Annotated in this window: 23 protein-coding genes; 12 read left to right on the top strand and 11 right to left on the bottom strand. The window is 51.5% G+C overall.

What is annotated here, in order from left to right; all coding sequences use genetic code 11:
- The first annotated feature begins 7 nt into the window (after positions 1–7).
- From EHT87_RS01210 to EHT87_RS01185, 6 genes are all read left to right on the top strand, one after another.
- Positions 8–1,186, top strand: coding sequence for a glycosyltransferase (locus EHT87_RS01210; RefSeq protein WP_124903040.1), 1,179 nt, complete (start codon positions 8–10; stop codon positions 1,184–1,186).
- Positions 1,183–2,106, top strand: a complete 924-nt coding sequence (locus tag EHT87_RS01205; RefSeq protein ID WP_124903038.1) for a glycosyltransferase family 2 protein — start codon at positions 1,183–1,185, stop codon at positions 2,104–2,106. The genes EHT87_RS01210 and EHT87_RS01205 overlap by 4 nt, the downstream gene beginning before the upstream one ends.
- Positions 2,066–2,641: a WcaF family extracellular polysaccharide biosynthesis acetyltransferase gene (locus EHT87_RS01200; RefSeq protein WP_124903036.1), complete on the top strand. Its 576-nt coding sequence runs from the start codon at positions 2,066–2,068 to the stop codon at positions 2,639–2,641. The genes EHT87_RS01205 and EHT87_RS01200 overlap by 41 nt, the downstream gene beginning before the upstream one ends.
- Positions 2,638–3,390: a glycosyltransferase family 2 protein gene (locus tag EHT87_RS01195; protein ID WP_124903034.1), complete on the top strand. Its 753-nt coding sequence runs from the start codon at positions 2,638–2,640 to the stop codon at positions 3,388–3,390. The genes EHT87_RS01200 and EHT87_RS01195 overlap by 4 nt, the downstream gene beginning before the upstream one ends.
- Positions 3,391–3,528: 138 nt before the next feature.
- The gene (locus EHT87_RS01190; RefSeq protein ID WP_124903032.1) at positions 3,529–4,737 is read left to right on the top strand and encodes a glycosyltransferase family 4 protein; all 1,209 of its coding nucleotides are present in this window, start codon (positions 3,529–3,531) and stop codon (positions 4,735–4,737) included.
- A 77-nt stretch (positions 4,738–4,814) separates the two neighbouring features.
- On the top strand, positions 4,815–5,123 hold the full coding sequence (locus tag EHT87_RS01185) for a hypothetical protein (protein ID WP_124903030.1): 309 nt from the start codon (positions 4,815–4,817) through the stop codon (positions 5,121–5,123).
- An 89-nt stretch (positions 5,124–5,212) separates the two neighbouring features.
- On the opposite strand, the gene msrA is transcribed toward EHT87_RS01185, so the two are convergent.
- Together msrA and EHT87_RS01175 are read right to left on the bottom strand one after the other, a co-directional pair.
- Complete coding sequence (gene msrA, locus EHT87_RS01180) at positions 5,213–5,869, bottom strand: peptide-methionine (S)-S-oxide reductase MsrA (protein WP_124903028.1); 657 nt, start codon at positions 5,867–5,869, stop codon at positions 5,213–5,215.
- A 241-nt stretch (positions 5,870–6,110) separates the two neighbouring features.
- Positions 6,111–6,404, bottom strand: coding sequence for a hypothetical protein (locus EHT87_RS01175; RefSeq protein WP_124903026.1), 294 nt, complete (start codon positions 6,402–6,404; stop codon positions 6,111–6,113).
- Between the two features lie 203 nt (positions 6,405–6,607).
- On the opposite strand from EHT87_RS01175, the gene EHT87_RS01170 reads away from it, so the two are divergent.
- Positions 6,608–6,817, top strand: a complete 210-nt coding sequence (locus EHT87_RS01170; protein WP_124903024.1) for a hypothetical protein — start codon at positions 6,608–6,610, stop codon at positions 6,815–6,817.
- Between the two features lie 15 nt (positions 6,818–6,832).
- Here EHT87_RS01170 and uvsE read toward each other — a convergent pair whose 3' ends face one another.
- Complete coding sequence (gene uvsE / locus EHT87_RS01165; protein WP_124903022.1) at positions 6,833–7,768, bottom strand: UV DNA damage repair endonuclease UvsE; 936 nt, start codon at positions 7,766–7,768, stop codon at positions 6,833–6,835.
- 342 nt (positions 7,769–8,110) lie between these two features.
- Here uvsE and EHT87_RS01160 point away from each other — a divergent pair, with 342 nt between their 5' ends.
- On the top strand, positions 8,111–9,010 hold the full coding sequence (locus tag EHT87_RS01160; RefSeq protein ID WP_124903020.1) for a bestrophin family protein: 900 nt from the start codon (positions 8,111–8,113) through the stop codon (positions 9,008–9,010).
- On the opposite strand, the gene EHT87_RS01155 is transcribed toward EHT87_RS01160, so the two are convergent.
- Positions 9,011–9,790: an SGNH/GDSL hydrolase family protein gene (locus EHT87_RS01155; protein ID WP_124903018.1), complete on the bottom strand. Its 780-nt coding sequence runs from the start codon at positions 9,788–9,790 to the stop codon at positions 9,011–9,013. It lies immediately after the preceding gene.
- 184 nt (positions 9,791–9,974) lie between these two features.
- On the opposite strand from EHT87_RS01155, the gene EHT87_RS01150 reads away from it, so the two are divergent.
- Positions 9,975–10,805, top strand: a complete 831-nt coding sequence (locus tag EHT87_RS01150; RefSeq protein ID WP_124903016.1) for a phosphatase PAP2 family protein — start codon at positions 9,975–9,977, stop codon at positions 10,803–10,805.
- 146 nt (positions 10,806–10,951) lie between these two features.
- Here the strand turns inward: EHT87_RS01150 and EHT87_RS01145 are convergent, their stop codons facing one another.
- Complete coding sequence (locus EHT87_RS01145; protein ID WP_185716115.1) at positions 10,952–11,494, bottom strand: lipocalin family protein; 543 nt, start codon at positions 11,492–11,494, stop codon at positions 10,952–10,954.
- A gap of 572 nt (positions 11,495–12,066) precedes the next feature.
- Between EHT87_RS01145 and EHT87_RS01140 the strand changes: the two genes are divergently transcribed.
- Positions 12,067–13,263, top strand: a complete 1,197-nt coding sequence (locus EHT87_RS01140; RefSeq protein ID WP_124903012.1) for a hypothetical protein — start codon at positions 12,067–12,069, stop codon at positions 13,261–13,263.
- 80 nt (positions 13,264–13,343) lie between these two features.
- On the opposite strand, the gene EHT87_RS01135 is transcribed toward EHT87_RS01140, so the two are convergent.
- Both EHT87_RS01135 and EHT87_RS01130 read right to left on the bottom strand, forming a co-directional pair.
- A complete protein-coding gene (locus EHT87_RS01135) occupies positions 13,344–13,724 on the bottom strand; it encodes a DUF4242 domain-containing protein (RefSeq protein ID WP_221621970.1) in 381 nt (126 codons plus the stop codon).
- An 839-nt stretch (positions 13,725–14,563) separates the two neighbouring features.
- The gene (locus tag EHT87_RS01130) at positions 14,564–14,992 is read right to left on the bottom strand and encodes a hypothetical protein (RefSeq protein ID WP_124903010.1); all 429 of its coding nucleotides are present in this window, start codon (positions 14,990–14,992) and stop codon (positions 14,564–14,566) included.
- Between the two features lie 71 nt (positions 14,993–15,063).
- Between EHT87_RS01130 and EHT87_RS01125 the strand changes: the two genes are divergently transcribed.
- Both EHT87_RS01125 and EHT87_RS01120 read left to right on the top strand, forming a co-directional pair.
- Complete coding sequence (locus EHT87_RS01125) at positions 15,064–15,687, top strand: Crp/Fnr family transcriptional regulator (RefSeq protein WP_229320776.1); 624 nt, start codon at positions 15,064–15,066, stop codon at positions 15,685–15,687.
- A gap of 103 nt (positions 15,688–15,790) precedes the next feature.
- Positions 15,791–16,627 (top strand): DUF2306 domain-containing protein, encoded by an 837-nt coding sequence (locus EHT87_RS01120; RefSeq protein ID WP_124903008.1) that lies wholly within the window; start codon positions 15,791–15,793, stop codon positions 16,625–16,627.
- A gap of 54 nt (positions 16,628–16,681) precedes the next feature.
- Here EHT87_RS01120 and ppsA read toward each other — a convergent pair whose 3' ends face one another.
- The 4 genes from ppsA to EHT87_RS01100 all read right to left on the bottom strand — a co-directional run bounded on the left by ppsA (position 16,682) and on the right by EHT87_RS01100 (position 23,374).
- Positions 16,682–19,291: a phosphoenolpyruvate synthase gene (ppsA, locus tag EHT87_RS01115; RefSeq protein ID WP_124903006.1), complete on the bottom strand. Its 2,610-nt coding sequence runs from the start codon at positions 19,289–19,291 to the stop codon at positions 16,682–16,684.
- A gap of 1 nt (position 19,292) precedes the next feature.
- The gene (locus EHT87_RS01110; protein ID WP_124903004.1) at positions 19,293–19,754 is read right to left on the bottom strand and encodes a MarR family winged helix-turn-helix transcriptional regulator; all 462 of its coding nucleotides are present in this window, start codon (positions 19,752–19,754) and stop codon (positions 19,293–19,295) included.
- Between the two features lie 167 nt (positions 19,755–19,921).
- A complete protein-coding gene (locus EHT87_RS01105) occupies positions 19,922–20,986 on the bottom strand; it encodes a DUF6268 family outer membrane beta-barrel protein (protein ID WP_124903002.1) in 1,065 nt (354 codons plus the stop codon).
- 12 nt (positions 20,987–20,998) lie between these two features.
- Positions 20,999–23,374: a TonB-dependent receptor gene (locus EHT87_RS01100; protein WP_124903000.1), complete on the bottom strand. Its 2,376-nt coding sequence runs from the start codon at positions 23,372–23,374 to the stop codon at positions 20,999–21,001.
- Between the last annotated feature and the right edge of the window lie 101 nt (positions 23,375–23,475).

Raw genomic sequence — 23,475 nt, 5'->3', positions numbered from 1 at the left:
CCAACGTATGCGAATCCTCCACATTTGTGCTTATACCTGGTCCATCGGTGGCCCGGCCCGGATGATTTACGACCATACGCAAATTGCGGTGGCGGCAGGCCATCAGGTCGATATTCTGAGTCCGATGTCCCCCAACGACCAACTCTACCCGGCTCCCGAAGGCAGTCGCGTCATTCCCTGTCTCCGTACCCCCGTTATCAGCCGGTTTTTTCGGGAAGTTTCGCTGGATTTATACCGGTATCTGAAAGCACACAGTTCCGATTACGACATTATCCATTGCCACGGCCTGTGGCATTTTGGTAGCATCGCTCCCTTTCTGGTGAATAAAACCGTACCAAAAGTGATTACGGTTCATGGTGTTCTGGACGCCTGGGCGTTGCGGCAAAGTCGCTGGAAAAAGCAGCTGATGGATTTTCTGGTCCAGAAAAAATTCATGGCGCAGGCGGATTTGATTCACATTCTGAACGAAGACGAACGGCAGGATGTGGAGCGCTATCTGGGTTATCAACACCCGCGGATCGTTTTGATTCCAAACGGTATTCGGGTCTCCGATTTTTCAAATTTGCCGCCCCGTGGCCAGTTCAGAAACGAATTCAATCTGGACGCTGGTCAGCGAATGGTGCTGTTTATGAGTCGATTGAACATCAAAAAAGGGCTCGATTTGCTATTGCCCGCTTTTCGGGACTACTGCCGTCGGCACTCGGATGCGGTTTTGGTACTGGCCGGGTCGGATGATGGCTATCAGCAGGAAGCCCAGCAGTTTATCAGCCGGAATGGATTGGAAAAACAGATTCGACTGGTAGGAATGCTCACCGGCGAAACCAAGCTGGCGGCCCTGGCCGACGCCGATGTGTTCGTGCTGCCTTCGTATTCCGAAGGCTTGTCGATGGCGGTTTTGGAAGCCATGGCCGCCGGCGTTCCGGCGCTGATTTCGGACCGGGTGGGCCTGGGGCGTCGGGTGGGTCAAATCCAGGCGGCTTGCCTGACCGACCTGAACCCGGAATCCATCGCCCAAAATCTGGATACCGTTTTGCACAACGCTACGCTTGCCGAAACGCTGAAGAACAACGCCCGGCAACTCGTGCAAAACCAGTACGACATCAACGTGGTTGGCAGCCAACTGCTTCAGGAATATAAAAATCTGGTTTTCAGTTCTCATCAACGCTCTGAATCCCATCCCGCATGAGTACAATCTCGGTTATCATATTGACCCACAACGAGGAGAAACACATTGGCCGGTGTATTGCCAGCCTGCTGCCGTTTACGGATCAGATTTTTATCGTTGACTCCTTCTCCACCGATCAAACCGTTGAAGTTGCCCGGGCTATGGGGGCCGTGGTCGTACAGAATCCCTGGGTCAATTACGCAACCCAGTTTAACTACGGAATCCGACATACGCCGTTTCAATCCACCTGGCTGATGCGGATGGATGCCGACGAATACGTTTTACCCGAACTGGCTACCGAAATCACTACCCGATTGGCCATGCAGCCCCATGACGTCAGCGGTATTTACGTCAAGCGTCGGGTCATGTTTATGAACCGCTGGATGCGCCACGGCGACTACTACCCGATCTGGTTGCTTCGCATTTGGCGCAGTGGACAGGGTATTTGTGAAGAAAGCTGGATGGACGAACACATTAAACTATCAACCGGGCGCTCCATTCAGTTCGATCACGATCTGGTGGATCATAACCTCAACAACTTAACGTGGTGGACACAAAAGCATAATCTGTATGCCATCCGCGAGGTGATCGATATTTTAAACATTCGCTATAACTTTGACCAGACGATCCGGGTTGAACCCAAATTGCTGGGAACGCAGGAACAGCGGAAGCGGTATTTGAAGATGCGGTATGCATCGTTGCCGCTTTTTACCCGGCCCGTGCTGTATTTTCTGTACCGCTATATTTTGCGGTTGGGCTTTCTCGACGGACGTCCGGGGCTGATGTGGCATTTTTTGCAGGGACTCTGGTACCGGTTTCTGGTCGATGCCAAACTGTATGAAGTTTACCACCGGGTAGGCACTGATAAACAAGCAATTATTGATTTCTTCCGAACAGAATATGGAAAAGACCTCCAGGCCCGGCAACCGGGTCAGCACTGACCTGTCGGTTTATGACAACAGCTGGTGGCGACCCGGACCAAAATGGAAAGTCATTCTGTGGTTCCTGGTCAGTTCGGTTACCATCAACTCGTATTTACCCCTGCCGGTTCGTGTAAAAAAATGGATTTTGACGCTTTTCGGGGCTAAAATCGGGGTTGGCCTGGCCATCAAGCCCGCCGTCAATATCAAATTCCCGTGGATGCTTTCCATCGGTGATTACGTCTGGATCGGTGAACACGTCTGGATCGACAACCTGGCCCCGATCACCATCGGGAATAACGTCTGTATTTCACAGGGAGCCATGCTCGAAACCGGCAATCACAATTACCGAAGCCGAACGTTTGATTTATTCGTAAAACCTATTCAGCTGGAAAATGGCGTCTGGATCGGCGCCAAGTCGGTCGTCTGCCCCGGCGTCACCTGCCACTCCCATTCCATTCTTTCGGTTGGATCCGTGGCCACCCAGTCGATGGAAGCCTACGGAATATACCAGGGCAATCCGGCTGTTTGGGTTAAAAACCGTGAAATTTCATGAAAATAACCATTATAACCGTCGTTTTTAACGGAGCCGCCACGGTTCGGGACAGCATCGAATCGGTGCTAAACCAGACCTATCCGGACATTGAATACATCGTCATCGACGGCAACTCGACCGATAACACGGCCGAGATTGTCCGCTCGTATGGTTCGCGCATCACCCGCTTCGTTTCGGAGCCCGACAAGGGGCTTTACGATGCGATAAACAAAGGAATACGATTGGCAACGGGCGACATCATCGGACTCATCAATGCCGATGATTTTTACCACCATAACCAGGTGGTCGAAAAAGTTGTCCAGCGTTTCAAGGCCACGAACTGTGATGCGGTATACGGCGATGTCATCTACGTCAATCCGGAAAACACGGAGAAAGTGGACCGCTACTGGAAAGTGGGCGAATACAAAGAGGGCGCTTTTCTGTGGGGCTGGATGCCCCCCCACCCAACCTGTTTTATCAGGCGGTCGGTGTATGAGGAACTGGGAAATTATACGCTCGAACTCAAAAGTTCGTCCGACTATGAGCTCCTGTTGCGCTTCATCCACAAACACAAAATTAAACTCAGTTATCTACCCGAAGTGCTGGTTACGATGCGGTCGGGCGGCATGAGTAACGCGACGCTGAAACACCGGTGGCGGGCCAATCGCGAGGATCGCCAGGGGTGGAAACTAAACGGACTGCGTCCTTACTTTTTTACACTTTTTCTTAAACCTTTAAGAAAAATCGACCAGCTATTACCAAAGCTGTGAAAAATAACCGTCTTTTGCACCGCATGATAAATATACCGTACCATTTAGTCATTTTTAATTGTACAAAACGCATAAAACGGTAACATTTACGCTCTGTCTATGTGATTTTATAACGAACGTATCATCACACCTGCCGCTATGAATCTGGAATTACTTCTTTCTTATATACAAAATAAATTAACCGACGATCTTTTTCAGCTGGGTCTTTACCAGTGTCTGTTATCCTTTCTGGTTGCCTGCTTTGTTGCCGTCGTTTCCATCCCGGTAGTCATCAAAATTTCGGAATTGAAGTTTCTCATGGAGAAACCCGGCTCCCGGAGTTCCCACAAAACCGCTACGCCAACGTTTGGCGGAATTGCCATTTTTGCTGCCATTCTGATTAGCTATTTCCTGTGGCCAGCCATCGACCAGACCGACATTTACCGAACCAACCTGTCGATTGTTGGCATGTCGATTTTATTTTTTATCGGCATCAAGGACGACATGGTGGGCATTGACCCCAACAAGAAAATTTTCTTTCAGGTCTTGCCGTCTTTAATTCTGATTTTCTTCGGTAAACTGCGCATCGACTATCTGTACGGTATTTTCGGAATGTACCACATCAACAATGTGTTTTCCATTCTGATTACCTGTCTGATCTTCATTACCATTATCAACGCCATTAACCTGATCGACGGCATCGACGGGTTAGCCGGGGCCATTTCTACCCTGGCGAGTCTGACGTTTGGAAGCTGGTTTCTGCTCACCAATCACTTTGCCATGGCTTGTCTGGCGTTCACGCTGTCGGGTGCCTTGGTCGGCTTTTTGCGGTTCAATTTTTCGCACACCAGCAAGATTTTCATGGGCAATACCGGATCGCTCATTCTGGGTTTTCTGCTGTCGTTTTTTGCCGTGCGGTTTATCAACCTGAATAACTCGTTCCGGTTCGATCCAACTTCGTTTTTCAATGCGCCCATTATTGCCATTGTCATTCTGATTGTGCCCATTTTCGATACGCTGCGGGTATTTCTGGTTCGGATCATGGCGGGCCGTTCGCCCTTCTCGGCCGACCGAAATCACATGCACCACATCATGATCGACAACGGGTTGACCCACGCTGCCGCCACGGCGGTATTGTGTACGATCTCATTGGCCAATACCGTATTGTTTTTCCTGTTTCACCGGGACATTTCCAACACCGTCTCGCTGTTCATTCTGATTGGAATGTTTTTCCTGTACATGGCCATCGGTGTGTTCCTGAAAATGCGGGCCCGCGTTCAGGCAATCGACAAGCCACGCCGGAAAGGGCTTTATTTCAGCCAATTGGCCAGCGCCTTCTCCGGGAAAAACATTTTGCGGTACCTGTAAAAAACCGCCAATTTTCGGCCGCTCCCAACAATCGGTTGCTCCGGTTGTTATATGTCCATAATCAGAATTTTTGAATTATGGAAAATCAGAAAACTGAAGATTTAAGCTCCAACGCCCCTAAACCCGGAAATTACCATCAACGGCACACTTCGGAAGATGAGGATGGATTGCCGCCACTTTCTGAAGCGGATGTGGCACCCATGTATACGGATCTGGGCCTGGGTTCGGAAGACACGTATAACAAAGGCGATGATGAAGCGGCTGATACTCTGCTCTATACAGATACGCACACGGCCATCAATACCGCCGAAAACCGCTCCAATTCGTTGGCATACGACGGCGATAGCGACGACTTAACGATCGAGATTGACCCCGATGAAGTATAACATGACGGTATTTGGTATACCGTTTACGGTCGCTTGTTCAAGTACTGCGTCAGCCATCGTAAACGGTATACCCGCTACTGTGCATTCAATTACGAGTTTGTTTTTCCTTCACTTTTTAGCTTCCCTTTCATCGCTTTCCGAAGCTTCTCCACTTTAGGCAGCGACACACTCTGAATATAGGGCTGGTTGGGATGCAGTTTGCAGTAATTTTGGTGGTAATTTTCCGCCGGATAAAACTCCTTGAAAGCTACCACTTCGGTCACAACCGGGTTTTTGTAATGCTTTGACGCATTGGTGCGCTGGATAGCAGCCTCAATGGCCTGTTTCTCGGCGGGCGTCCGATAAAACGCCACCGAACGATAATCACGCCCGACATCGGGGCCCTGCCGGTTGAGGGTGGTGGGATCATGGCCGGCAAAAAAAGCATCGAGCAGTTCGCTGTAACTAATCACACTTGGATCGTAATACACCTGCACCGATTCAGCATGGCCGGTTTGATCGGTTCCGACTTGCTCATACGTTGGGTTTTTAACCGTGCCACCGGCATAGCCCGAAATCACTTCCCGAACGCCTTTCAGTTGGTCAAAGCCTTCTTCCTGCGCCCAGAAACAGCCCCCCGCAAACGTCGCAACCGCTTCACCGGGTTTTAACGCCGGAAGTTTAGCCGGATTGGTATCCTGGGTTTGCGCTGGCGTACAGCCCATCAGGAGTAAAAAGCTTACGGCAACAATTTTGATGGATTTCATAGAAAAGATTGGTTTATAGATTTTTAACAAAATCCAAAGCAAGCCCGTTCATGACCAGCTGCAATGCTCCAAGCGGTAACCAACCTCCAAAAAGTAGTTCCGGGAAACCGTTTACAATGGATGAAAAAAAGTGAAAATCCGGCCAGTTTTTACGGTAAGGAACCTCTTTAAATGCCCGCGCCTTTAAGGTGAGTGTTTTCGGATGTGCGGGAAATCGGAAATTTCAGAAAGAAAGCGATGCTTACACCGCCACGGTTTCGGCCAGGTACTTCTTCAGGAGTTCGTGAAACCAGATACGGTCGCTGTCTACGAATTTTATGTAAAGCCGCGCATTGCCAACGGCACTCTCGTAGGTAAATTTTCGGCTGGTATCTCCTTTTCGGAGCGCATACTTTACGATTTTATCGACAACTCTAATGAACCGATCCTCATCATCCCGCGCAAATTTTTCATCCCAGGATAAAAGCGCCGGGGAAGCGTCCAACACCTTGAAGGACATCTTAAATTTTGACAAACCCATTTCTAAAGTCTCCATATCGATCAGTTGGGCCGGTTGTTTCCGACCTATGTATAAGATAGTCAATTTGTTTCACTTAAACAAATGGCGGTTTATCAAATCACCAGCTGTCACAGACAGCTCCGTTGGATCAGCTTTGGTTTTGCCCCAAACCCTGCTGCCGGATTGTCCAAAATTCGGTAGAAACGACTATCTTGGAGACGAACTCAATCCCGCAGATCATGAAAAAACTGGCCGGAATCGGTTTGATTCTTCTCTCTTTCTCATTCGTTTACATGGCGGTTCAGGTCTACGCCAACCAGGAAGCCATGCGGGTGATCGACGACTATGGGTGGATGGCGGTTGTGGCCAAAATCGGCAGCGTCATTTTGTTCACTTACCTGGCATTTATGGCACTGATGAAAGGAATTGCCATGCTGCGGGAAGAGTAAGAAGCCTTTTCGCAATCAGGCTTGCTGCTTCATCAGTTTTTGAACGGCGGGCGGAAGTTCCGGCTCCTCCCCCCGCAACCGCAGCACTGAAAGTTCTTTCATTTTTGATTCAAAAACGATGTCGACATCTTTTCCATACGTGTTCACGGACGAATACAACCAGTCGGCGTGGGCTTCGCGTCGGGCGCGGGGATCTTCATGCGCCTGGCGCGAATCGGAGTAATGAAAAACCGGTCGAACATCCCAGGTAGCATAAGCCGTCAGAAAAGCCTCCTCCTCGGTCTGGTGGCCGGGATTGAGCGAATGGTGAAAGTAGTCGAATACAATCGGAATGCCGATGGCTTGATGCAACCCCACCAGATCAGCCACGGTATACAGACTCGGGCGGTCGTCATTTTCAACCGTCAGGCGGGCGCGCAGGTTTTCGGACAGGAACCGAAAGTTCTGGGCAAACCGGGCCAGCGTCGCCTTTTTATCGCCGTACGTCCCGCCCACATGAATATTGATCTTGTTCCAGTGTGAGGGCTTCAACCCCATCAGATCGAAGAGTTCGGACTGATATTCCAGATCTTTGATGGTGTTGTCGAGCACCTTTCCCTCTCCGGCCAGGTGATTAAACGGACCGGGGTGCATGGTCAGGCGGATGGGACGGCTGCCGATTTCCTCCAGCGTTGCCCGAATGGTCACAAAATCGGGCAGATCGGCCATCCGGTATTCGGACGCCCAGGGAAAAAGATCCGACGAAACGCGAAAAAGCCGAAACCCGTGCTCGATATTCCAGTCGACAATGGTCAGTAAATCCCGGACATTTTTAAGCGCCAGTTCGGATGCATAGGCCAGCCCCTTTTCGGCAAACGTCTTTTTAATCATGCCCCGATTCGAGGTGATGTTGCGGGCCTGCAAGCTCAGATTAATGCAGGCATAGCCCATGTTGCTTGGCGTCAGTGTCATATTGATTTAACCACAAACCGGCCCCAGCGGTTTTGAAGCGTATCATTTGAGCCACTGCTGGCCGGTTGCAACCTTTTTATTCCAGAAAGAGGGAAGCCTTTTATCGAAAAAAAGTTTTTTTTGTCCTCTTCAAAAACAATTCGTTTCAGGGCTGGTTTTATAAACGTAAATCGCTGCTAACCGGGGATACTGTGAAAAGTACCTGATTGAAAAAATAACCGTTTAGCAAGCGATCAAAAAGCCAGGTGACTTCCGTCGTCTGGCTTTGTTTTTGGATCCCCAATCCGTTAAAATAACCGTACTCCGCTAAAAAACCGGGCGACTTGCGCCAACCAAAACCGTATGTTACTTGACAAACCGATTCCGTTTACTTTTTTAATTCGAAGAATTCGCCGGGAGGCTCTGCTGGTGTTCCTGTTTGCCAATGTGGTTGTTCTGGCCAAATACTACTTTAAACTCCGGTATCTGACGATTCCGATCGCCATTCCGACCTTGCTGGGTACCTGTATTTCACTGCTGCTCGCCTTCCGTACCAACCAGGCCTACGACCGCTGGTGGGAAGCCCGCACCATCTGGGGGGCCATCGTCAATGACAGCCGTAGTTTTGTCCGGCAACTCCTGATGTTCCTGCCCGATGTTCCAGACCGCAAAGCTGTGCTTCATTCGTTCGTGCAACGGCAATGTGCCTGGTGTTTTGTGCTGGGCGACTCACTACGGGGTCACGAAGTGGACCGGCGGTTGCAGGAATTCCTGCCTCCGGCTACGGTTGAGTCGATTCTGGCAACCGACAATCGCCCCAACGCGTTACTGCTCGACCACGGATTAGCCATCGGCCAGCTTTACCGGGAAAAACAACTGTCGGATTATCAAATGGTCCAGCTTAGTACCACACTAAACAACTTTACAGAGTCGATGGGGCGGTGCGAACGGATCAAAAATACCCCATTCCCGCGCACGTATGCGTTCAACATGCAGGTATTTATCTATCTCTTTGCGGCCGTTTTACCGCTCTGTTTCGAAGCCGATCTGTATTATCTGGATGTGCCGCTGGTGACGCTGATTTCCTGCGCGTTTCTGCTGCTTGAAAAAAGTGCCATTCAACTTCAGGACCCGTTTGCAAACACCCCCACCGACACCCCGATGACGTCGCTGGCCCGCACCATTGAGATCAATCTGAAGACGATGACGGATTATGAGGAAATACCGGAAAAGCTGCCCCCCTACGACTACTACGTGTTGTAACTAGTACTTTTTCAGGAATTTAAGCCGCGAGCTAACCCGTTGAATCCACTCCCGGGCCATCAGTTCATGGGCGGCAACGGTGGGATGAATACCGTCCCAGATCCAATAATCGGCCGGTGTTTTTCGGATGGCCTTGTCAAAGACGGCAGGGTAATCCACCAGTACGGCGTCAAATTCCGTGGCCAGTTTCCGAACTCGCTCGGCTCGTTGTCGGGTGCCCTCCCGCCAGAGTTCCCAGTTTTCCTGCCGCTTCCCAACCGGATACACGAAGGGCAGCCCCAGCACAAAAAGTGTATCCGGATTTTGAGTTTTGCTTTCGGTAAGCAACTGGCGGTACCGGGATTCGAACTCGTCGACCGGAATAGCTTCGTCGGATTTATTGATGCTGGCCGCCGTGTCGTTGATGCCAATCAGGATGCTCAACACGTTGGGTTTGAGGTCCAGCGTATCGGTTTGCCAGCGTTTCTGGAGATCGGTTACTTTGTTGCCGCTGATGCCCCGGTTATAGAAAGCGAAATTCCGATCCGGAAAATCGGCCCCAATGCGGCTGGCAATGGCAAACGCGTAGCCGTGTCCCATAATGTGGTTGGGGTCCGTGCTGCGCCCCCGGTTTCCGTCCGTGATGGAGTCGCCCTGAAAAAGAAAGATGAGATCCTTCTCCAGAGCCCGGTTTTCTACAAAATCCTCAACCCGGTTTCCGGACGGAATTCCGGCAGATACCGCCAGGCCGGTTAGAGCGGACTGGCTGACAAAAAACCTCCTCGACCATTTGGTTTTCATTCGTTCCGTGACATCATGATCCAATGCATCATAGCCTAAAAATCGACGCCCGGCACATTTTATTTTCAAAAAAACGGAGTTGATGCGCCGGGGCAAGCTAATTTTACCGGTTCTGACGGTAGCGATTACCGTTCTATTTCTCAAAAAATGATATACTTGTTATCCCGTAACCCGATTTGATGCTTTGAAAATCTATCTGACGCTGATTTTGTGGTTGACTCACTACCTGGTTGCTTTCGGACAGCCAGACAGTGTCAGCCGCTCGCCATACCGGGTTTATCGAGCCTACGAACTGTCGGGCTCGTTTGCAATACTTGGGGCTTCTATTTTTGGTTATCGGGCACTCGACCGCCATTCCAACTTTAACGCGGATGACGTTGCCAAGCTGAATCCGGCCCGAATTAACGCTTTCGACCGACCAATCGCCTACCTCGACCCAAGCCGGTTTGAGGGTGCTCAGAAGCGGTCGGACCGGTTTTTGAACCTGTCGATTGCCAGCCCCATTCTGCTGATGCTGAGCAAAGACCTGCGAAAAAATGGGCTCGACCTGCTGGCAATTTACACGACGACCCACGCCGTAAACAACCTACTGTACTTCGCTACTGCTTTCCCGATCCGCCGGGCCAGACCACTGACCTACAATCCGGCGGTTTCGATAACTGACAAAACGGGCAATGCCAAAAGCAATTCGTTCTATAGCGGCCATGTTTCCTTCAGCACCACCGCTACGTTCTTCGGTGCCAAAGTTTTGACGGACCACTACCGCATCAAAGGCTGGAAACGGATTGCGATTTTTTCGGTAGCCGCCGTGCCGCCCATTCTGGTTGGTGTAAACCGGATGCATGCCGGAAAACACTTCCGAACGGACGTGATGACCGGTTTTCTTGTTGGTGCGGCCTGCGGAATCGGAGTTCCGGAACTGCACAAAATCAGTCGAAAAAAGGGTCAGCTGTCGTTTCGGCCCAATCTGTCGCTCACCGGCCAGCGTGGCGCAACGGTTACGTATTTGTTCTGAGCAGGTGGTGTACTTTTTCGCTGAGAGAATTGTCCACTTTAAAAACAGGGCGGACTTCCGGGTCAATCAACAGAAGCTTCTAAACATAAAAGGGGCAGATTCTTCAATCCGCCCCTTTTATACTTGTCTCATGGATAGCTCCTGATTTACAGCGCTTTGCCTTTAAGCAATACCTGGAGCGATTTAGGTTCTGGCTCTTTCGTAAAGTCAACCGTTCCTCCATACGCTTTATCCGTCGAATACAGTAGGAATCCGGCTACAAAGGCAATATTCAGCTCTTCAGGTGAGGGATTGGCTTTGGCCATACTTACACTGGCGGTGGCCAGTTCGATGTTTGTACTGGTCAGGGTATTGACCGTCATGTCCGTCGTGATCTTGTCAATATCGGTCAATGTCAACGTTTTATTGCTATTGGACAACTTCCATGTACCCGCATTTACTGTTTTACCGGCCTCAACGGTGGAATAAGTATTATCCTTATTGAAAGTTACGGTATTATCTTCCCCAAAAAAAGTGGCGCCGTCAGCCGGTATTTTGTAGGTTTTGGCGTCGGTTTTAACACTAACCTCACTGAAAGTCCATTTGCGAAGCAGCAGGTTGGTCGTATCCGGTGTTACCGGATCATCGGATTTGGAACAGCTCAACAGCGTCGCCATAAACAGGGTCGTAATGAGCAGGTAATGCTTCATTTTCATAGTAATTAAAAGGGAGAACAGGATGAAATAAATAAAAAGAGTAGCCCCAAATCTACGATAAATGTTTGCATAACTAAATAGTATAAAATAAAAAAAAGCCTGTTTTTGGCCCAGATAAATCAATTTTTATCGGTGTAAAAGAGGACTAACAAGCAACGAAGGCGGCCCCTTATTTGCACGAAACAGCAACTTTATACTACGACTGAGGATACTATATCAATCAACGACTATCCCGACTTTAGCCCTATTCGGCTTCCCTCCGGATTCGTTCTCAGATTAACCCGGAGCGATCCGCATCCTACCGGTATTCAAAATTCATCCGAATTGACTGAGGCTCCTTCGATTGGGTATCGATCAGGTGGACGGGCTGTCAGGCTTACCAAACTGTACCCCTTTTAGCAGAATTCATTTTTAGCATAATCATCTATTAGCTAATACCTTACTAACAGATTAACTAACGTACGATAAGTTTATTTAAAAGAATATTTCAAAAAATCCGCCTTCTTTTCTAATAAACTTATCTTGAATGGTAAATCCGTATTTCCAGTTTCAAACACTCAACAAACATGAAAAACTTTAGATTTCTGACCATTGTCATTGCCTTTTCGGTGTTTCTGATTGCCAGTTGTGAAAAGGCCATTCCAACCGATGGTACGCTTACTCCGCATCCATCAAATTCTTCCGCCCGACAATCAGCCGAACTTTCGCCCGAATTAAAAGCCCGGCTTGACCAGTTACATTCTTTATTAGTGGCTGAAAACCAAGGAAAACTGCAACCTAAACCCAATCTTTCATCCAAAGTCAATCCGGAATACCGGGACCTGATAAGCCGGGTTTTGAAGGTAATTGAACCGACGCCCTGTGATGCCAATACGCCAGTGAACCAATGGCTGGATACGCAATTGTCAGACTGGAACAGTGACGTGATCGGCTATGCGCTCGAAACCGCCATGCTGGATTTACCCACCTACGATGCATTGGTTTTCGAGAACAGTTCATCGAACCAGTCCTTTGGGGTGAACGGCGAATATACCCATCAAGTCACAAAAACCTTCAAAGATTTAAAGCGGTTCTGGAACATCGAATCCGATGACCTGGTGCTGGCGGCTATGCACGGAAGTATGCTGCGTGACCGGACCAAACTGATCCGTACCTACACAACTGTTTATGGGTTGAGTGCGCCCCTGGCGGCCGCTTATGCCGACCTGGTGCTCGCGTTGCTGGATTATTTTCCCCAATACCGGAACGGTGACCATCCTATCTTTACCTTCAATGCCTTTGCCCAGGAATCCTTTACTTTTCCTCCGGTTGGCCTAATTCCCGACAAAATCATCATGGGGGATGGCATTCTGGAAGCGTTTACCGCCATTGGCTACGGCGATGTGGCTCCGCAGGCGATACTGGCCCATGAATTCGGACATCAAATTCAGTTTCAACTCGGCGTGTTTGGGGATGAAACCAGCCCTGAAGCGACTCGCAGAACCGAATTGATGGCAGATGCCTATTCTGCCTATTACCTCTCCCATGCCCGTGGAGCTTCCATGCAATGGAAAAGAGTTCAAAAATTCTTTCAGGTATTTTTTAATATTGGCGATTGCGGATTTACCAGCGATGGCCACCACGGGACGCCTACACAACGGCTGGCAGCCGCAGAATGGGGGTATAATCTGGCCAATGATGCGCAGAAACAGGGGCATATTCTGACCAGCCAGGAGTTTACCGCCCGCTTCGAAGCAGCCCTGCCGACTATTGTCGCGCAGTAATCAGGACGTTATAAAACCGCCAAACGCCACGAGGTCGACACTGGATGTCGACCTCGTGGCGTTTGACGATCAGCCGGTTCCTACTGGCCCTGCTTCACCGGGTGAACCTCGACCGGGATCAAGCCGTGCGCTTCCTTGTGCGTATCGATCACCGATTTGGCATCTTTTGCCTCCGAAAGACACATCACAACGCCTGATTTTTCATCGACCCAGTAATTAATAAAATTGACACCATACTTGCCCTGAGCCGCCAGGTCCTTGGCATGAGCCTCCGCCACCGCTTTTGCGGTGACATTCCCGGGCCCAAGTTGATGAATGTCGAGAAACAGGGTGGGGTTCACACCGGTTGCCGCTTCGTGTCCCGTACTAACGGGCTGTACCAAATCCGGAACCAATCCGTGCGCTTCCTGATGGGTTTTGTAAACGGATGCCGAATCCGGGGACTCGGACAGACAATACACTTTACCGGCCTTTTGGACACTATTTCCCGGGTTGAGAATCAGATTGTAAGTCCCTTTTAGCGATGCACCGGAAGCGAATGGGGCTGTTACCGCTGGCGACCGATCGGACTTTGACTGGGTATTCAGGAACCAGGAGGCAGCAGCCCGGCACGAAGCATTCAGAAGTCTTTCTACAAGAGGAGATCTACGTTAGCTATTCATCAGGCACGGAGGAAAAACGCGCACGAATTAAAGATGGGATGGACAGAATGGCAGTCGACAGGAATCAAACCGGTTATTTTATAAGGATTAAATGAAAATGTATCCAATAATATTGATTCGGTAACATTGGTATTTATTTTGCTCTCGACTAATTCTTATCTACCATGGCAACATGTTTAGGTAGGACAGAGATAGTTTCTTACAGCCCGGCTCCCTGAGCCGGGTTTGTTTTGGAAAGGCCACTTACCATTTTTTAACGTTCATGCACGATTTAGTGTTGTTGATGTTTTTTATAGTGGATTTCATACTAATAAATAGGATATTGCTCAACCAACGTAACAATTCCTATGCTCCCCTTAAAATTTACCCTGAAAGACAATCAGTGCCCTTATTGCGGCCGAAAGCATGCACTGGAACGCATTAACCGTTCATTGTGGGTTCGAGTCGGTCTGTTCTTTTTAGACACCCGCGCTTACCTCTGCACCGGTTGCCGAAAGCGATTTCTCCACCTCTTGACATTCGCCCCAAAAGGATCAAAACAAACGGTGGTTTGATCGGGTCCGTACGGTTCGGAGCCACCACTTCGGGGCAAACCGGTTTCCGGCTTTACATCAGCTGACGCTTAAGAAGGATTGCCGTCACCGAATGCGTTCAAATTCGTAGCCCGGATTGTCACTTGCCATCCCGGTATCCAGAACCAGCCGGTTTTGGCAAAGCCGCATGGCTGGATTATAAACAGACCACCAGGTGGTCTGGGGATGCGAATCGGTTTTGAGTTGCAGGGTTTTGAAGGGCGTTTTTTCGATCGTATACCGGTACTGATCGGTCTGTCGACCGGTTTCCCAAACGGTGATATAGGTTTTATCAACCACCAGTTTTACATCCGGAACGATTGGATTCGGGATCATGGCGTAAACCGTCGTTAATTTCCATTCGCCCCGAAGCTGGTTTTTAGCACGTAGAACATTCGTAAGGTAATCTGTACATTTCGCCCTGGCATTCACATCCGTTTTATCACAGCCCACGAAACTGACCAGTACTAAAAAACAAAGCAAACTAGTTTTCATGACGTTTGAGGGTTTTAGACAGGACCCGCCGTTGCGGCTGGGGGTTGGAAACACTAGGCCCATTGCCACCAATGAGTTATCTTTATGATCTTCAGCAATTCCCCTTCGGCATGGAACAGTATTACGAGCGGTTTTTCAGCTATGTCGCCGAGATTCTGATTTTGCCCGAAGCCGACAAGCGGTCAATTCGTGACTTATTCAAGCCGGTTTTTGTGCCCAGAGACACCATTATCGAACCGGCGGGCCACGTACCGCAATACCATAACTTTATTGTTTCGGGGTACATGCGAAACTTTCATCTGGGCCCGGACGACCAAGAAATTACGACCGACCTCAATGACGGGTCCCGGTTTTTTACGTCGTATTTCCATTTTATGAACCGCACGGTGTCCAATGAAAACCTGCACTGCATTACGGATTGCGAACTTCTTCGCATTAGCCGGGATGACGTGGAGGTTGGGGCCCAACGCAGTAGTACCCAGAAAGATTACACGATTCAGATTTTGCAGAAACACCTGGAAGCCGAAAAAATGCGGATCAACGACCTGACCACGCTGACGGCCGAAGACCGGTACCGCAAATTCCTCCGGGAGAAACCGACCATCATCCATCACGTCCCTTTGCGGTACGTGGCGTCTTATCTGGGCATCACCCAACGTCACCTGAGTCGGCTCCGGGGCGGCTTTAAGTCCTGACGCCCACACCAGCATAAAACCGCTCATCCGGATTGGACATTTGTCTAATCAGCGAAAAACAGGCTGGCCTTAAGTTTATGGAAAACTAAACGGCTTTCCCGCGATGACGACTTCGACTACACTCTTTCCGCCCGAAAAGGTAAACATCCCGTATGCAACCCGAATCCTGACTTTTGCCGCAACCGCCTGGCTGGTCGTGGCGACAGTGGGCCAATGGCTGTTTGGCCTCTATATCCTGTTGTTCTACGGAAAATCCGCCCTGACCGGCGATTTTGAACGCTGGAACAACGTTCTGCCCCACGGCTACGTCGAAGGCGACTGGAAAGGAAATACCATCGTGAGCCTGCACATCCTCCTGGCCGCCATTCTGGTGATGGGTGGTCCCCTCCAGCTTATTCCGGCAGTCCGCCGACACGTTCCCCGGTTTCACCGCTGGCTCGGCCGGCTCTACGTCACCACGGCCATCGTGGTCAGCACGGCGGGGTTGATCATGACCTGGACCCGCGGAACGATCGGTGACACCACGCAGCAAATCAGCATCAGCATCCAGGCTCTCTACATCATTTCGTTTGCCCTGCTCACCATCCGCTCCGCCAGAGCCCGCCAGGTGGCCCGACACCGCGCCTGGGCGCTGCGGCTATTCATGGTGGTCAACGGTGTCTGGTTTTTCAGAGTGGGTCTGATGGGCTGGTTGCTGATCAACGGCAGACCGGCCGGCTTTGATCCCGAAACCTTCACCGGCCCTTTTCTCACCGCCCTTTCGATCTTCACATACGCCATTCCGTTTTCACTGATTCTGCTGGAACTGTATTTTTTTGCCCGGACAAAACAGAACAAAGCCCTCAGTCTCGTCACGGCGGCCCTTCTGTTTCTGTGTACCCTCATCACGGGCATCGGGATTGCGGGGGCTACGATGGGGATGTGGCTTCCCAGGCTGTAAACACCAATCGACTTGTCCGTTTGAAAACCGGACCCTGATGAGTCATAAAGCCCCTCACAGGATTTCAATATACCCATCCGTCCCGTTCACCCGGATACGCTGCCCGTCTTTAATCAGCCGGGTCGCCTGGTCTACCCCGACCACGGCGGGCAAACCGTATTCCCGGGCGATCACGGCTCCGTGGGTCATCAGGCCGCCCACTTCGGTAACCAGGCCTTTGATGGCGACAAACAAGGGTGTCCAGCTGGGGTCTGTAAAGGCAGTGACCAGGATATCGCCTTCTTCCAGATCGGCTTCCTCCATGCTCAGGATGACCCGGGCCCGCCCCTCGATCACGCCCGACGAAACCGCCAGCCCCACAATGGCGTCGGCCGGAAGGTTTTCGCGTTTATACTGACCGGTAATTACCTCCCCCTCCGACGTGATCACCCGGGGCGGTTTTCGTTTTTCGTAGTGTTTGTATTCTTCTTTGCGTTGGTTGATGATGCCGTGATCGACTTGATGCGTGCGCAACACATCACCCAGTTCGTCGAACGTGAGGTAATACACGTCCTCCTTTTCAGACAGGACACCCGCTTGCACAAGGCGTTCGGCTTCCCGAAGAATGGCCTGTTTGAAAACGAAGTAGCGGCTCACGATGCTGTATTTGGGGTATTCCCGGTAGCCACTCAGGTTGCGGACCAGGTCGATCATTCGCTTCGTCTCGCGGGCTTTTTGTTCTCCATCCGGTAAGTGGGTCAACCGTTCCAGCAACTCCCGTTCTTTTTTCATCGCTTCCTGCCGCCCCTGCTCAAATTTCCGCTTGCCCTCACCCGGCTCAAAGTGTTTGAGGTTCGTAAGAATGACGGGGATCAGTGTCGCCGGTTTTTCGCTCCAGCGGGTTCTGGTAATATCGATTTCCCCGGCACATCGCATGCCGTATTTTTCCAGAAAAGCCAGGATCGCTTCCTGCGTTTCCTTTCCCCCTTCCAACGAAATCAGCTCCTCCAGAAAATTACCGGACTTTTCGCGTTGTAAATACGCAATGACTTCCGGATACGGGCGGATCACATCGGCGACGTCCAATAGCGCCAGACCCATTTCCGACGTAATGTTGTTTTCGACCGATTGAGACAGGGTGTCGGCCACGTTTTTTTCGCCCAGCCACGCCCCTATATTCTCATTGATCCACGACGCAGCATTCATCGCCGTCATGATCACTCCCATACTTTGCGGTATGCTGCTCTTTATTTCCCCAATAGCCTCCCGGATAAAATCAATTAAATCCGGCCCCGATTTGGTCAGGATCGCTTGTTTCAAGGCCGGCAGGGCGGTTTCACTACGCTGGATCAAGTCAAAAACAATCGCCGGCTCATAGTCTTTCAGCGTTTGATAATCCCGAAGCGATGCCGCCGGATTGCTTGTACCGGTTTCTTTGTCGGATCCGGTTTCGTCAAAATCGCCCCGTTCCACGATGGTCGTCAGGGCGTCTTTGACGAGCGGATCAAATTTTCCCAGTACATTCAGAATGTTTTCCCGACCCGCCGGTGAAGCCAGCATCGGGGCCACATCCACAAACAAGCGACCACCGGCGGATCGCATGGGCGCACTCGCCATAAACTGCCACATCGACAGGCCCAGCGGTTTCATGGCATCCGTCATCATCTGCTGGTGACCAACCGAAATGTAGACGTGCTTCGTTTCGGGGTCATCCGCTTCCGGGATCGGGTACAAGGTCGTGATGGGCCGGCTCTGAACCACATTAAAAATACCGTCTGCCAAACACCATTCAATGTCCTGCGGGTTGCCAAAATGGGCTTCGATCGCCCGGCCGATGTGCGCAAGCTGTAAAATCTGCTCGTCGGTCAGTGCTTGCCGGTTCTGTACTTCCGGCCTTAGCTCCTGTTCTTTCGTGCCGCCTGCTGCTACGACATAGATTGCCCGCTTTTTGGTGGGAATTTTCCGGTCAACAATCCGGCCCGCGCGAACTTTATACGTATCGGCATTCACCCGGCCCGAAACCAGTGCCTCGCCCAAGCCGAAGCTGGCATCGATGGAAACCACGTTCCGGTTGGACGTGACGGGGTCGGCCGTAAATAGAATCCCGGCCACCTGCGGAAACACCATTTTCTGAACCACCACCGCCAGTTGGACATGCCGGTGGTCGAAGCCCTGTTGAAGGCGATACAGGACGGCCCGCTCGGTGAACAGCGAGGCCCAGCATTGGCTGATGTGTTTCAGAATGGCGTCTTTCCCAATGCAATTCAAATACGTATCCTGCTGACCGGCAAAGGATGCCGTCGGTAAATCCTCGGCGGTGGCGCTGGACCGTACGGCATAGGCGGCATCTTCGCCGAACTTCGAGAGGTGGCGGGTGATGGCTGACTGAATGTCCTGCGGCATGGGGATGGCTTCGATGGCCCGGCGGATTTCACCACTCAGGACGCCGATTTTCTCCCGGTCTTCCACCCGCAAAAGCGACAACTGATCCAGCAATTCGCTGATCGACGGCGTTTCTCCCAGAATGCGGTTAAAAGCTTCCGTTGAAATGCAAAACCCATCCGGTACGTGGATTCCATCAAGCCGGGTCAGTTCCCCGAGGTTGGCGGCTTTTCCTCCGACCCGTGCGGTTTTGGTCGTATCAATTTCCTGAAAATCAAGAATATAGAAACTACTGTCTTCCATTTTAAAGTTTGTGGTCGTTGAGTTGATCGGTTGTCTCCTTCATGATGTCGATCGCTTTTAAAAAGTAGGCTTCAATCACTTCGCTTTCCTGGTCCGAAAAGGAAGCCATCAGCTGTTCCGACTTGCTTCGGAATTCTTTGTAGAGCGGCACCAGGAGTGCCATGATGCGATCTGTATCAGGCTCGATGATCACCTTCCGCCGGTCGTCCTGAGCAAATCGTCTTTTCACCAGGTCTTTCTTTTCAAACCGGTCGATTAAACCCGTCACGGCACCGGTCGTCAGCCCCGTCAGGGTGGCAAGCTCGCCCGCTGTCATCTGCCCTTTTTCCATTAAAAATCCCAGGTATTTATGGTCCGTACCCGAAAGCCCCGCCTTGCGGGCAACGGCTTCGTGCATCTGAATGGAGGTGTAGGCATAGTGCTGACTCAGTTTCCGTATCCGGTTGAGGAGTTCATCATTCATCTTATATCTTAGTTTCTAATTATCTTAGTCACAAAGATAATTGAAGGATCGCGAGGTATCCAAGTAAGAATTGAAAAAATAAAAGAACGGACACGCTTTCAGCCCGATCCAGAACTGGATCGGGCTGAAAGCGGCAGCTATGAAAATCCGTCGAATGCAAGCCGATTTCAGCGATCGGATAGCCGATACCGAACTCCTGCATGCACAAAGAAGTTGGCCGACATCATATGGCCGGGCACCGACTTGAACATGTTGGAAATACCGCGCTCGTAAAATTGAAAGCTGCGCAAGGCCATAAGCCCCCCCGCTGCGGTAAGATCGAACCGCTTACCTTGCCACCGGCTTTCGAGTCCAATGGGCAGTTCCCAATAACTCAGGGCGCGCTTTTCGGGATCGACCTTGTTTGTTACGTCGTAATTGATGTTGCGGGGGCGGAAGGCTAGTTTCAGCATCGTTTTGGCACTGGCTTTATAGCCGACACTGATTTCAGTAGGCAGATTTACCGTCACGTTGAACTTCCCCGTGGTTTGCCACTGAACCACTAAACCCGGCATGAGAATGGGAGTACTGAGGGCGTTGTACATAAATCCACCGAAGCCCAATGAAAACTGCGGACTGTAGGTTTTCAGCAGGATGAAACCGCCGTTGATAAACAGATCATGGGTCGTGATGCGTTGCAGATCCGTGTTCAGGCCCGCGGATACGATGTAGAGCGTAGACCACCGATTTCGTCCCGACCGGTAATGGGTTAAGCCAAGTTCGGTAAACAGCAACCGGGCCGGGATCAGCGGATCGTCGCTGCCCTTCTGACCCAGGTGGGTGTAGTGACCGCTGATGGTTCCCGTCCAGCTTCGAACGCTTCTGGTAGCGGTATCGACCCGGGCCGCTATCGAAAAACCGTAGCCGAGGCTCAACCGTTGAAAGGCGGTTTTGGGGTGCCGGGCCGTGTTTTCTTTCGTCTGCAGGTACCCCGTAGAAGGCACATAGACCGCCGATACATCGAGCGTATTCACCGGGACCGGCTGGGCATAAACCGTTGTCCAGGTGCTCGTAAGCAGCCCCACGGCAATCATGCTGGCCCAGCGCGCTTGTCCGAGGCTGGCGATTAGTCTGGTAAAAAGCCGGGACAGGAGAATGAGAATCGTCCAGTGGACGGAATGAAAAAGAACGGTTGAGGAAAAGGAAACCAGGTGCCGGGAAGACCCGGCCGGGAAAAATTCAGAACGGACCATGATCGTTTGCGGTTAGAATTGAAGCTTGTATACAAAATTTGGGATGAAGCCAATCTGGTAGGCGGTATTCACCTGGCGGGTCACTTTGTTGTACTGCCGGGCGAACACATTTTGGTTGTTCGTTACATTCTGCAGATCGTAATAAATGGCGTGCGTCCGCTTTTTTTGTTTGCTATTGAACGTGACGCCAACCTTGATATCCATCCGGAAAAAATCCGGAAGCCGCTGGCTGAACGCATCCGAATCACCCAGCAGCACTTCCTTCCCCGCCCGTTGGGAAGCCGCCAGATCCACGGGAGTGTAGGGACGGCCACCGGCATGCGTTACCTTGTAATCGACCGTGAGGGCATTTTGCTTCAGACGACCTATCTTAAACTCCTTCCCCACCAACAGATTATACACAAACCGGCCGTCAAAAGCCGTACTGCGCCTGATCTGATCGCTGCCCTGGTAGGTCGACTGGTAAACCGAGCCCGTCAGGAGTCCATAAAAACCCCGCGAGAAAAACTTTTCGACCGTCAGTTCGACACCCCGATTCGTCCCTGTGCCGTGGTTGATGAGAAAACCCTGTTCGGTTTGCTGGTAAGACGCTCCTTCGTTCAATAGCGAGAAGCTGCTCCTTTGTCTGGTTACCGGCACCTGGCTGAGTCGCTGGTAGTACGCTTCCAGTTTAATACGCCAATTCTCGAAGGGCAGCAGATCATACCCCAGCACCCAATGCTGACTCGTCGTAAAATCGAGTTGCTGATTCGATTCGTCGTATTGCCCATCGGGCAGCAGCCCGCGGTAGAAATAAACGTTCAGGGGTTGCATCTGGCTGTGGTACCCGTAGGCCGCGCTCAGCGACGAGCGTTCATTGATCTGATACTGCAAGCCAAGCCGGGGTTCCAGAGAGGTATGCTGATTCAACGTCAGGTGCTGCGTGCGAACCCCGGCGTTCAGGGTCAGGCGGCCGGTCAGGCTGTAACGGGCCTGTAGATAAGCCGACCAGAGCTGCGTGTTGCGTTTGCTGTCCCACACGTAATTCCAATCGGGCGTATATTCGCGGTCCCGCAGCAACAAATTCAGTTGGTAGAACTCTCCCTGCAGGCCCGCCCGGGCGGTGAAACGGGCATTTAGCTTGGCATTGACAACCGTGTGGAAGGAGTAGCGGGTTTCGCGGCTGTTCACCTCCCGTACGCGAACGCCGGTCGCCGGTTCCTGAAGGGTGTCCTGCCGACTGGCATTGCCCGAATAGCTTGTGCCCAATACCGTGTTCCAGTAGGCATCCTTACCGAGCCGGAGCGTATGCCGCAGGCCCACAAACCCCAGCTTGCTCCGGGAATAGGTATCCCGTCGGGGATCGGCAAATACGTCCGACGAATCAATCTCATCGTGTTTGATGGCAATATCACTGAGGCCGCCAACGCCAAACAGCGTAAAGCGTCCAACGCGCGTCGTGCCCGAGTTGATCTTGAAAGACACATCCTGGTAATGAGGAATGGCCGTGGAGCCGATGGGAATTCCGAGTTCTTTGGCCAGCCCCGTGAATGAATACCGGTAGGCCACCAGATACGATGCGTTGCCGCCTTTTCGCAGAGGTCCTTCCGAGACGGCTTCCAGTCCGGTAAAAAGGCCAAACTGGAGCGTGTGTTCCGGTTTGTCGGTCGTCCCGTTCCGGAGTCCAACATCAAAAACGCCCGCAGTGGCATTCCCGTATTCGGCCGGGAATGCGGACGTAAAGAAGTCGGAACTACGCAACACGTTCGTATTCAGCAGCGTAACAGGCGCACCAGTGGCCGACAGGGTTGCAAAATGGTTGGGGCTGGGAACGTTCAGGCCCTCGATCCGCCACAAAACCCCGGTTGGTGAGTTCCCCCGCACGATGATGTCATTTCGGTAATCGTTGGGCGCACTTACGCCCGCGAAATTCGCCACGAGCCGGGCGGGGTCCGCGCGTCCGCCAGCGTACCGGCTGGCTTCTTCCATGGAAAAGGAGCGGCCGCTGACGGTGGTCATTTCATTGGCCGTTGCGTTTTTCCTGGTACCCCGAACCACCACTTCCTGCAGGGCGCCGGCGTATTCTTCCAACCCGATTTCGAGAACGACTTGTTTGCCGGCCGTCACCAGCACGTTCGGCAGGAGGAGTTCTTTGTAGCCCACCCCGGATGCTTTCAGGTCATACCGGCCCGGCGTGACGTCCGTGATTCGAACGTGCCCTTCGCCGTCCGACGTGGCCCCTTTCTGGGGAGATAAGCCGACCACAATCAGATTGACGCCCGGCAGGGGAGCCTGGGATTGCCGGTCGAACACAAGCCCTTTGATGGTTTGGCCGGTTGTTTGCGCGCGGCTTCGGTATGAAACCAGCAGGGCCGCTGCCAAAAGGAGTAAAAAAACGATCCGCTTCATGTTGCTTGATGGTTGATTCAATTCGCTCACAAAACAAGGGCACAAGGCAACGGCAGACGTTACACCAAACGGAGTCAAAACTTATAAATTCGGGAGTTTCG

Origin of the sequence: Larkinella knui, from assembly GCF_003858645.1 — a bacterium.
GTDB lineage: Bacteria > Bacteroidota > Bacteroidia > Cytophagales > Spirosomataceae > Larkinella > Larkinella knui.
The sequence above is the reverse complement of the archived record's forward strand: the minus strand, read 5'-3'. Positions and strand labels throughout refer to the sequence as shown.